The 10,742-nt window shown below is 68.6% G+C and carries 9 protein-coding genes and 1 pseudogene; 8 read left to right on the top strand and 2 right to left on the bottom strand.

All coding sequences use genetic code 11. From position 1 onward, the window contains the following. Positions 1-382: 382 nt before the first annotated feature. From ACZ7MX_RS18340 to ACZ7MX_RS18310, 7 genes and pseudogenes are all read left to right on the top strand, one after another. Positions 383-1,108 (top strand): dienelactone hydrolase family protein, encoded by a 726-nt coding sequence (locus ACZ7MX_RS18340; RefSeq protein WP_472133250.1) that lies wholly within the window; start codon positions 383-385, stop codon positions 1,106-1,108. Positions 1,109-1,339: 231 nt separating this feature from the next. Next, positions 1,340-2,044, top strand: coding sequence for a class I SAM-dependent methyltransferase (locus ACZ7MX_RS18335; protein ID WP_472133248.1), 705 nt, complete (start codon positions 1,340-1,342; stop codon positions 2,042-2,044). A 453-nt stretch (positions 2,045-2,497) separates the two neighbouring features. Then, positions 2,498-3,643 (top strand): FAD-dependent oxidoreductase, encoded by a 1,146-nt coding sequence (locus ACZ7MX_RS18330; RefSeq protein ID WP_472133298.1) that lies wholly within the window; start codon positions 2,498-2,500, stop codon positions 3,641-3,643. A gap of 351 nt (positions 3,644-3,994) precedes the next feature. Further along, positions 3,995-4,369 (top strand): VOC family protein, encoded by a 375-nt coding sequence (locus ACZ7MX_RS18325; protein WP_472133246.1) that lies wholly within the window; start codon positions 3,995-3,997, stop codon positions 4,367-4,369. Positions 4,370-4,486: 117 nt separating this feature from the next. After that, positions 4,487-5,014 (top strand): annotated as a pseudogene (locus ACZ7MX_RS18320) (IS701 family transposase); the annotation flags it as partial. A 677-nt stretch (positions 5,015-5,691) separates the two neighbouring features. Next, complete coding sequence (locus tag ACZ7MX_RS18315) at positions 5,692-5,967, top strand: hypothetical protein (RefSeq protein WP_472133297.1); 276 nt, start codon at positions 5,692-5,694, stop codon at positions 5,965-5,967. 404 nt (positions 5,968-6,371) lie between these two features. Beyond that, on the top strand, positions 6,372-7,514 hold the full coding sequence (locus ACZ7MX_RS18310; protein ID WP_472133244.1) for an LCP family protein: 1,143 nt from the start codon (positions 6,372-6,374) through the stop codon (positions 7,512-7,514). A 719-nt stretch (positions 7,515-8,233) separates the two neighbouring features. On the opposite strand, the gene ACZ7MX_RS18305 is transcribed toward ACZ7MX_RS18310, so the two are convergent. Then, positions 8,234-8,800, bottom strand: coding sequence for a TetR/AcrR family transcriptional regulator (locus ACZ7MX_RS18305; protein WP_472133242.1), 567 nt, complete (start codon positions 8,798-8,800; stop codon positions 8,234-8,236). A gap of 112 nt (positions 8,801-8,912) precedes the next feature. On the opposite strand from ACZ7MX_RS18305, the gene ACZ7MX_RS18300 reads away from it, so the two are divergent. Next, the gene (locus ACZ7MX_RS18300; RefSeq protein WP_472133240.1) at positions 8,913-9,314 is read left to right on the top strand and encodes a nuclear transport factor 2 family protein; all 402 of its coding nucleotides are present in this window, start codon (positions 8,913-8,915) and stop codon (positions 9,312-9,314) included. Between the two features lie 194 nt (positions 9,315-9,508). Here the strand turns inward: ACZ7MX_RS18300 and ACZ7MX_RS18295 are convergent, their stop codons facing one another. Then, positions 9,509-10,657, bottom strand: coding sequence for an MFS transporter (locus ACZ7MX_RS18295; protein WP_472133296.1), 1,149 nt, complete (start codon positions 10,655-10,657; stop codon positions 9,509-9,511). Between the last annotated feature and the right edge of the window lie 85 nt (positions 10,658-10,742).

The following is a 10,742-nucleotide window of genomic DNA, read 5'->3' as shown; positions in this document are numbered from 1 at the left end:
AACACCCAAGGCCCTTCGCCTGGACGAAGACCGCCGACGAGATCCTCGACAAAGTCGCTGCATACTGCCGACGAATCTCTGACTCAGATCACTAGGTGCGCTGTCCGGCGGATCATGCCTGGGCCGCCGGGCCCCGCAGCGTGGTGGCAGCTAGCCGGCATCCGTCCGGCGCGGCCCTGGCCGCGACCTCGGCGGACGTCGGCCCTGCCGCCTTACGCTGCTCTCGACGCCAGGCGGCCAAGGGGTTCAGGGGCCTGCATTGCCGGTGAGCCATCGCCGCGTTGTAGGTGAGCCATCGCCGCATTGCAGAGGCACACCGCGCTGTTCTGCCGGCGGTGAACACCGGCCCGATCGGGCTCGACGATCACTACCGTTCCGTCTCATGACGACGGTTACCACACGCACGGCCGAGTACCCGGCCGACGGCTTAACGATGATCGGACACCTCGCGCTCCCGGCCGGTGTCGACCGCCGCCCCGCGGTACTGGTCGGGCCTGAGGGGCCGGGACTGAACGACTTCCAACGCCGCCGGGCCGACGCCCTGGCTGAGCTGGGGTACGTGGCGCTGGCCTTCGACATCAACGGCGGGCGCTGGTTCACCGACCCGGACGAGATGCTCGCGCATACGACCCCGCTGCTCGCCGACCCCGACCGGATGCGGGGCATCGGCCACGCGGCGCTCGACGTGTTGCGCGCCGAGCCGCGGACCGACCCCGACCGGATCGCCGCCATCGGCTACGGCACCGGGGGTGCAATCGGGCTGGAACTCGGACGCGACGGCGTCGACCTGCGCGCGATCGCGACAGTCAACGCACTGACCACCGGCCGACCGGGCGAGGCGGCGCGCATTCGCTGCCCGGTATGGGCCGGGGTCGGGTCGGAAGACCCGATCATGCCGCCCGCGCAACGGGAGGCGTTCACCGCCGAGATGCAGGCCGCGGGCGTCGACTGGCGCCTCGTGGTCTACGGCGGCGCCTTGCACGCCTTCCACCATCCGCCGGTCGACCACACCGTGCGCCCCGGCGTCGGCTACCACGCCCGGCACGCGCAGCGAGCCTGGCACGACGTCGTCGCCCTGCTCGCCGAGTGCCTGCCCGTAACGGAGTGATCCGGTCGGCAACCACCACTCCCGGCCGCGAACCAGGCCGGTCGACCGCCACCAGCTCCGGTCTGTGGGACATCACCGCAGCATGCCGCCGCGACCGGCGCGCCGGCGCCCCACTCACCAAGCTCAGTCACCGGCTGGCCCCTGCTTACCAGTCACCACGGCAGGTTTCTGGCATGCTCCGATCCCGCCCCTTCCAGTCCCAACGTCGTTGGACAGTCCTATGGTTGCCTGATGCCCGCACACGATACTGACCGCCCAATTGACAGCCCCACTGACAGCCCCATTGACCGCCCAGCCGATCTCGACGTGGTACGTGAGTCCTATGACCGCGTGGCCGACAACTACGCCCACATGGTGGTGACGACGGGAGTCGGCGACATCCGCTGCCATCCATGGCTCAAGGCATCGATCGATGCCTTCGCTGACACCGTGAGCGATCTCGGGCCTGTCCTCGACGTCGGCTGCGGACCGGGAACGGTGACCGCCTACCTTGCCGAACGCGGACTCGATGTGTCCGGGGTTGATCTCTCTCCCCGCATGATCGAGAACGCGCGACGTCTTCATCCGCAATGCCGCTTCAGCGTCGCCTCTGCCACCGACCTCGACCTTGGTGAAGCGTCCCTCGGCGGCGTGCTCGGGTGGTGGTCACTGTTCAATCTGCCCCGTGACGTCCTGCCTCAGGTGCTCGCCATGTTCGCGCGGGCGTTGAAACCAGGCGGACACTTCATCACCGCCACACACGTCGGCGACGAAGACTTCGTACGTACCGAGGCCTATGGAGGTGTACCCGTTCGTTGGACGACACACAAATGGCGGCCGGAACAACTCGTGGCCCTGATCGAGCAGGCCGGACTGCACCCGGTCGCCGAACTTCGCCTCCCTGCGGATGAGCACACCGGTCCGGGTGTGGTCGTCATGGCCAAGCAACCCGGCTGAGGACCAGGCGTCGGAAGCGGCACAGTTGGTCACGTGCCAGGCAAGGCTCCTCCGGACGGCCTGAGGAGACCACTGGCGAGCAGGTCTCCACCCGGCTGGCTGGACCCTGGCGAGCAGGTCTCCACCCGGCTGGCTGGACCCCTCGGAGCACTGGTGACAGTTGCATGCCTGAGCCCCCAGGTGGACCGGGCCGGCCGTGTCCCCGGGGGCCAGGTCCGTGTCGGGGTCCGGTATCGGGTGGTTGTCGGCGGACGTCTGTGGATGTCGGCGGTGGTCGGTGGTCTGTCGGTGATCTGTCATCGGCTGCCGGGACATTGGAACTGGTTGGCGTCCGCCTCAACGGCACCGGCCACCAGCACCGATCGTCCCGACCCACTGGAACGACGCTCCCGGCATGACCTGCCTCCGGGTGTCCGCCCAACGGTCCACGGCCAGCAAGGAAGTCCCATGACCATGACCACTGACATCACCATCATCGGCGCCGGGCTCGGCGGCCTCACGCTCGCCCGCGTCCTGCACGTCCACGGAATACCGGCCACGGTCTACGAGGCGGAGCCCTCCCCCACCGCGCGTTCGCAGGGTGGGATGCTCGACATCCACGATTACAACGGCCAACTCGCCCTCGAAGCCGCTGACTTGATGGACGAGTTCCGTGGCCTCATCCTGGAGGGCCGCCAGGCAATGCGGGTCCTCGACCCGGACGGGACGGTACTGTTCGACAAGGCCGACGACGGCACGGGGGGACGCCCCGAGGTGCAACGCGGTGAGCTGCGACAGGTCCTGCTCGACTCACTCCCGGCCGACACCGTGCGGTGGGGACACAAGGTCAGCAGCACCCGCACCCTCGGCGGAGGTCGCCATGAGGTGACCTTCGCCGACGGCAGCACCGTCGTCACCAGCCTGCTGGTCGGCGCGGACGGCGCGTGGTCACGGGTCCGGCCACTGCTCTCCACCGCCACACCCGAGTACACCGGCAAGTCGGTCGTCGAGACCTACCTGTTCAACGCCGACACCCGGCACCCCGCCGCCGCAAAAGCAGTCGGCGGCGGGTCGATGATCGTGCCCACGCCGGGCAGGGAGATCTTCGCTCACCGGGAAAGGGACGACACTCTGCATGCCTACATGGGGCTCACCGAGCCGCAGGACTGGTTCGCCGCGATCGATTTCACCGATGCCACCGGGGCCGCCGCGCGGATCGCGCAGGAGTTCAACGGCTGGGCGCCGGAGCTCACCGCCCTGATCACCGACGGCGACACCGCGCCGGTCTTGCGCCCCCTCTACGCCCTGCCGACCGGGCACCGGTGGGACCGGGTGCCGGGAGTGACCCTGCTCGGCGACGCCGCCCACCTCTCGGCCCCGAACGGCGAAGGCGCCAACCTGGCCATGCTCGACGGCGCCGAACTCGGGAAGGCCCTCGCCGCGCACCCCGACGACATCGAGGCCGCGCTCACCGCATACGAGCAGGCCATGTTCCCCCGCAGCGCCGAGGCTGCCCTCTTTGAAGGTGCCGAGGCCCACGGTTCCGACTCCGACAACAACACAACCCACACAGCCCACGACCTGATCGCCGCGTTCACCCGGCACGAGCAGTCCCACTAGGGCATTCGCCCAAGGTGTTCGCCGTCGTGCGGGCCTCGGAGCATCGACGAACCGGCCAAGACGAGGCGCGGTCTCTGTTCGCTTCGGGCCCTGGGCACGGTCCAACACTTGTCGGCGCTCCCTCCACCGTCCGCCCCGCTTCGGTCTCCGGTCCGACAACGGCGGCCCGATCCGCGCCCATTGGGCATCAACCAACGACACACGGGTACCTCAAGGGCAAAGCAGTGAGGCAGGCAGCCGAAGCCTCGCCGGCTGCGGGGGCGGTCCTCGGCGAGTTCCTCATACTCCAGCTGTAGATCGTGATCAGGCTCGTTTGAGGCCGGTGCGCAGTGCTGCTCTACGCTGTCCTGCATGATCGCCAAGCTGCAGTGTGTGGTGTTGGACTGTGCCGATGTCGTTGAGTTGTCCCGGTTCTACCAGTCGCTTCTCGGCGGCGTGGTGAACCAGCCGGATCCGCGGTGGTCGCTCGCCGACGGCTGGGCGACGCTCCACACGGACGGCCTCGTGCTGGCCTTCCAGCGGGTGGAAGACCATCAGCCACCACGGTGGCCGGATCCGGCTCGGCCCCAGCAGTTCCACCTCGACCTGGGCGTCAAGGACCTGGACCAAGCTCAGGAAGACGTCCTCAATCTGGGCGCTGCACTGCTCGATGAGGGGGACGGAAAGCGGAGTTGGCGCATCTTCACGGATCCGGCAGGTCACCCGTTCTGTCTCGTCCGGGACTGACAGGGGGCACCGCAGGGGGTGTGGCCACCGTTGATCACCGTGAGTTGTGTGGACTTACGAAGAGACGGTGGCCGCAGGCCGCAGCATAGATCCCGCCCGTTGGCGGGAGGCGTTCGATACGTTGTCGAGCACCTCCACGACGAGGCAGCGGTGCTGGTCGTGGACGAGACCGGGGACGTGAAGAAGTGCGTCCACACCGTCCGCATCCAGCGCCAGTACACCGGCACGGCTGGGCGGATCGAGAACTCCCAGGTCGCCGTCTACCTCCTCTACGCCGGCGAGCGCGGGCACGCGGCGGTGGACCGGGAGCTGTACATCCCGCGCTCCTGGACGTGCGACCCGGACCGCTGCCGGGCCGCAGGGCTCAGCGAGGACACCGTCTTCGCGACCAAGCCGGAGTTGGCCCGAATAATGATCGAACGGTTCCTGGACGCCCGGACACCACGTGGGCTGGGTCACCGGAGACGAGGTCTACGGCGGCAACCCGAAACTGCGTGCCGCCCTGGAGGAACGCGGCATCGGCTACGCCTTCGCGGTGGCCTGGTCGGCGAAGTGCCCACCAGCGCAGGCACGTTCCGCGCGGACGCCCTGGTGAAGAAGGTGCCCAAGCGGGCCTGGCAGAAGCTCTCGGCCGGACGCGGTGCACTGTCGATATCCGACCCGATCACGGCCCGGCCCACCGGCTCAGCTGGGCCGCCTGGCGACGCCGCCACCAGGCGCGATCAGGAGCCAGTCATGACCGACGACAAACCGCATCCCAGACATGAAGATCACGATCTGCAGCTGGAGTACTGGTGGGGGCCAGCCGCAGCCGGGTGTGACACTTTCGACCGGCGCGCCGCAGGGAGTGGTGCCGATGGTTATCGGCTGTGAGGTGCCTTGATGTGTGCGGCCCCCCCGCTTCTCGTTGCTGCGCGTGGCGCGGGTGGCCCCAGGTGGCTGCGCGCGCCATCGGCTCGTCGATTGCGAAGTGGCGGTACGCGGACATCGTTGTGAAATAGCGGTGAAGGGAGTTTCGGAATCGTTCAACGGGAAATGCGCGGACCGTGACTTACCCCAATGACGGCATACCGCAAAATCACCCATACGGCTCCAGGGTAAACTCTCCGTACCCCGGCGGATCAAACTCACCGGACGGCGGCGATACGACTCCGCTGCCGATTTCTGGGGCGCAGGCGCAGCGCCCGCACCCCAGCAATTCACCCTCACCGTACGATCCCGTGGCGGCTGCGCCGTACGACCCCGCCCCGGCCGTCCCGTACCACTCCGTTCCGAACACCACCTCCAACGCCAGGAGGAGTGGGCAAGGAAACCGACGAGGTATCGGAGCGGATCGACTCGCCTTGATCTTCCACAGTCTCGCGGATGTCGCCGCGGGATTTCTCGGGCTGTGGATCCTGCTGTATCTGCTCGAAGCGAATCAGGTGAATGTTTTCGTCGGTTTCGTGCACGGTGTGGCCGACTGGCTCGCCGGCTGGTCGCAGGACATCTTCATCATGAAGACGGAAGGGCTGCGGGTGTTCTTCAACTACGCCCTCCCCGCGCTGATTTACCTCGCGGTCGGCCATGGCACAGCCGCCTGGCTGCGACGCCTCTGACTGCCGCGCTTCCGCCGCGCTCAGGGGACGTGGACGATCGTGTCCCCTGAGCGTCGAGGCGGACGCCCCGCCAGGCCGGTGCCTGTTCTCCTCACGTGGGTCATTCCCGGAAATCGTGATACGCGTTCCGGCTGCCGGGCGATGCCGCATACTCGTTCTGCAGTCGTGCAGTGAAGGTATTGAGCGGGCTCAGTGATGCGTTGAGATGAGGAGCGAAGGCAGCAGGTTCGACTTGCCCGAATTCTCGTAATCGGACATGACTGCCTGTTCAGTCGCTCCCTTGCGTATTTGGCAGGACATTGCAGCCGGTTCCCTCTGTCGCTGTGCATCAGGTCGGAAACAGTCTTCTCTGAGTCGCTCCCTGAGTTGCGTTCGAGGCCACGGGAGAATGCACACTGCTGAGCATGCATCAGAGGCCCCGTGGCAGGTATGCCGACTTCCAGGAACCGTATGAGCCCGCACATGTGGCGCGTCCCCCGAATTCCGCCCCATTCATACCCACCCAGCGGCCCGCGGTGCCGCCCCGTTCCGAAGACCGCGGCCCGTATGACGTCGAACCGGCCCCACGTAGGCGCGGCAAGGCCAAACGGATTCTGATATCCGTCCTCGTCCTCCTGCTCGTGGTGGCGGCCGGCACGTATTTCTGGGCGGACTCCAAACTGCGCAAGGAGGTCGATCTCAGCAAGGTCATCGACCGACCGGCCGCGGGCGAGGGCACCAACTACCTGATCGTCGGCTCGGACAGCCGCAAGGGCATGTCGGCGGCCCGGCGCAAGAGCCTGCACACCGGCGGCAGCGCGGAGGCGGGGCAGCGGACCGACTCGATGATGATCCTGCACATCGGTTCCCACGGCTCGACGCTGATCTCCCTGCCGCGCGACTCGAACGTCACGATCCCGGAGTTCCGCGGTTCCGAGTCCGGCAGGATCAGGCCCACCATGGGCGCGAACAAGCTCAATGCCTCCTACGCCTTCGACGGCCCGCAACTGCTGGTCCGCACGGTCGAGTACAACACCGGGCTGCACATCGACCACTACGCCGAGATCGGCTTCACCGGTTTCGCCGACATCGTCGACGCCATGGGCGGAGTCGAGATGAACCTCGACAAGGGCTTCACGGACAAGTGGTCCGGCGCCGACTTCAAGGCCGGAAAGCAGAGCCTCAACGGCACCCAGGCGCTCGCGTACGTCCGTACCCGGCACGCCTTCACCGGCAGCGATCTGGACCGCACCAAGAACCAGCAGAAGTTCCTCTCCGCGCTCGCGAGCCAGGTGGCCACGCCCGGCACCCTCCTCAACCCGTTCGCGCTCTACCCGGTCATGAGCGCGGGCCTGGACACCCTCGTCGTCGACAAGGACATGAACCCCTACCTGCTCGCCAAGATGTTCTTCGCCATGAAGGACGTCAACAGCGGCGAGGGCAAGTCCATGAACATGCCGGTCTCCGGCAGCGTCGGCGGCAACCTCCAGTGGGACAGGCCGAAGGTCAAGCAGCTCGTGGACGAGCTGAAGAACGACGCCCCGGTCACGGTCACCAGCGACCGCTGACCGACACCGATCCGGCCGCGAGCGGTCCGTGCGAGGTATGCGCACGGACCGCTCTTCGTGCGTCGGAGCAGCACCGGGGCTCGGAGTACGCGGGCAGAGCAGCCGATTCGGTCCCACCTCCTGCTCGCACGCGGAGGGCGGCCTGGCGGGGGGGGAAGTCTGACGCGGGCGGGGCCGCCGGGGGAAGGGCAGCGCCGCCCGCGCCATGAGGGCGGATCCGCTGGCACGGGGGGAACCGTCGGATCCGCGTGTGCCGATGACCAGTCGGCTACTCCTTCTGCGTCACCGGTTGATCAGTTGTCACACCCGCACGGCAGGCAGGGCTGAATGAGTACATATGCCTGCGCATATGGGACGTATAGCCTGGTCGGGTAACGCGGGAGCATCCTGCGGCGCAGAACTTCATACGGGCGCCTGATCGCGCGCGTATGCGATCCCGGCCAGGGTGACTCCTGTGGGGGGTGGCCACCCTGGCCGTGATCGCGCGATACCGGGCCTTCCGCCCCTCACACAGGCGCCGGGCACCGCCTTTCGCCACTTCCGAGAGTGCAGGGCACCGTCTCCCACGGCATCGAGCCGCAGCGCCGTGACGAGCTTGCCGAACTTGTCTGTCTGCCCCAGTGCAACTCCGGGCCCGGGAAAGCCTGTTGTACACCTCGTCGCGCCCAGGGTGGCGGACCGCTCCCCCGCCGCGGCGAGAGACTGGGTCTTCCACCCGTTCACCCCGGTGGTTCTGCCAGGGCCTTGATGGCCGGGCGGAGCAAGGCGGCGATCTGATCGGCAGTGGCGTCGCGAAGCGGGGCCAGGCCGAGGAGTTGGTGGCCGATGGTGACGCCCAGCAGGGTGGTGACGACCAGAGCGGCCCGCAGCTCCGGGTCCTCGGCCTCGGGCAAGGCAGCGCCGATGCCGTTGATCTGCCGGCCGAGGGCCGAGCGGACGTGCTCGGCTGCTGCCGGGTCGGTGAGCATGGACCGCATCATCGCCAGTGTGCCCTCGGGAAGGCCGCCGAGCTTGAGGCCGAGCGTGGCCAGCAGCTGATCGACGAGCGCGTCGGCATCAGGGGTCGTCGGCGGCGCGGGAAGCGCCTGCACGGCTTGCGTGAACAGCTCGCGCTTCGAGCCGAAGTACCGCATGACCAGCGCCGGGTCGACGCTCGCCGCGGTCGCCACCGCGCGAATGGTGGTGCGGTCGAATCCCTTCTCGGCGAACAACTCCCGCGCGCTGTCGAGGATGCGCGCCTCGGTGGCCTGGCGACGTTCGGCGCGGGAGCGGTGAGGAGTGGTCACGCGATTCACTCTACAGCCGTTGACCGAACTTCCGATCCGCCCCTACGGTGAGTGGGTCAACAGCTGTTGAGCGAATGGAGTGACCCCTGTGTCGAGCCTGGAGCCATCTACCGTGCGCACCCCTCGCGAGGTGCTGGCCTGCTACTACCGGGCCATCCTCGACAAGTCCGCCGATGATCTCGCCGATCTCTATGCCGTGGACGCCGTGCATGAGTTCCCGTTCACCTCACCCGGCTTTCCCCCGCGCTACGAGGGCCGCGAGGCCGTGCATGCGGGATACCGGGCGGCCTGGGGCGCCAGCCCCGCCCAGATTGAGGAGATCAGGAAGACCGCGGTCCACGAGACCGCCGACCCGGAAGTGATCATCGCCGAGCATGTCGTGGTGGGCACGCTGCCGACCAGCCACGCCACCTTCACCGTCCCCGGCCTCCTGATACTCCACGTCCACCGCGGACTGATCACGCGGGTCCGGGACTACATGGACGGCTCGGGGGTCGCCCGTGCCAGAGGGTGAACGCCGGACCAGCGTGGCGGCATGCGCCCCCACTTGAGACCGGAAGGGGGTCGGGATCGTGATGACAGGGGTGCGCGACCGATCGGAAGGCGGTGAGGGTCTCATCGGACAGCCGGTGCACGCACGGCCGGCTGTTGCTGAGCTTCCGTACCGCCGACGCGGCTGGACGGATGAGGGCAAGACCCCGTACGGCGTCATTCGCGGGTATGGCTGCCGCGTGGGCGGCGGTGGGTGAGCACGAGGACCGGGCCCGTCGCCAGGAGAACGGCCAGGACCGCGTAGCCGTGGGCGAGGGTGGCCAACGTGGCGGCGCCGGCGACGAGCAGCGGGCCGCCCGCATCACCGAGTTCGCGCCCCAGTTCGGCGGCGCCCATGGTCTGGCCGAGCCGCGCCTGAGGGGTGGAGGCCGCCAGGGCTGCGAAGCCGAGCGGCGTGATCAGCCCCGTGCCGATACCGATCAATACGGACGCGAGCAGGACACCGGTCAGTCCGGGCAGCACGGCGCAGGCCAAACCGGCGGCCGTGGTCAGCAGGCCAACGCTGATGCCGGCGGGCGCGGTGAGCAGCCCGGCGTCCAGGGCCCGCCCCGCGCGTGGCTGGACGATCGCGGCGCAGGCGGCGAGGGCCGATACGGCGGCCCCGGTCGCCACCGTGCCCAGTCCCGCCGCCCGCCCGGAGACCGGCAGGAAGCCCACGCCGACCGACAGCGCGGCACTCGCACCGGCGAGAGCTGCGGTGGGACGCCAGAACGCCGGGTCGGCCAGCCGCCGGGCCAGATCCACCACCGTCTGCCGAGCCCGTGGCAACGGTCGTACGTCCGGCACGGCGAGCACAGCCCAGACCGCGACAGCTGCGCCGAGCACTGCCAGCACGGCGAAGAGCAGGCGCAGCCCGCCGACCCACATCAGGACTCCGCCGAGCAGCGGCCCCAAGGTGTAGCCGATGCTCTTGTAAAAGCCGTAGCTGCCGAAGGCCCGACCGTGCTTGGCCGCCGGGTTCAGGCGGGCGACCAGGGCGGAGGCCGAAGGCGAGAAGGCGGAGGCCGCCGCGCCCTGGCCGAGGCGGGCCGCCCACAGCCAGCCCGGGCTGTCCGCGAGCGCGTAGAGGGCCGACGCCGCGGCGAAGGCGGCCAGTCCGCCGAGCAGCACGGGGCGGGCGCCGATCCGGTCCGCCAGGGTGCCGAACAGCGGCTTGAGCAGTACTTCCGCCCCGTCGTAGAGGGCCAGCAGGCCGCCAAGGACCATGACCGAGGTCACCGCGTCCGGCGAGAGACCGCCGAGGTTGGCTGCGATGCCGTGGGCACCGAACGCGGTGGTGAATCCGGCAGCGTACAGCGGCCACATCTGCCGCCGCGGTGCGCAGTCTGTGATCGGCGCCGTCACCGGTCCTCCTCCGGGCCTTAAGGAATGCCGGTCAGCGGCGGGCCCT

The organism is Streptomyces sp. NPDC107765 (assembly GCF_055657085.1).
This window is presented reverse-complemented; position numbering and strand designations above follow the sequence as displayed.

Excerpts from the sequence above, each read along its gene's own strand:
- ACZ7MX_RS18340 (WP_472133250.1), top strand. The coding sequence starts at position 383 with ATGACGACGGTTACCACACGCACGGCCGAGTACCCGGCCGACGGCTTA.
- ACZ7MX_RS18335 (WP_472133248.1), top strand. The coding sequence starts at position 1,340 with ATGCCCGCACACGATACTGACCGCCCAATTGACAGCCCCACTGACAGC.
- ACZ7MX_RS18330 (WP_472133298.1), top strand. The coding sequence starts at position 2,498 with ATGACCACTGACATCACCATCATCGGCGCCGGGCTCGGCGGCCTCACG.
- ACZ7MX_RS18325 (WP_472133246.1), top strand. The coding sequence starts at position 3,995 with ATGATCGCCAAGCTGCAGTGTGTGGTGTTGGACTGTGCCGATGTCGTT.
- ACZ7MX_RS18310 (WP_472133244.1), top strand. The coding sequence starts at position 6,372 with ATGCATCAGAGGCCCCGTGGCAGGTATGCCGACTTCCAGGAACCGTAT.
- ACZ7MX_RS18295 (WP_472133296.1), bottom strand. The coding sequence starts at position 10,657 with ATGTGGCCGCTGTACGCTGCCGGATTCACCACCGCGTTCGGTGCCCAC.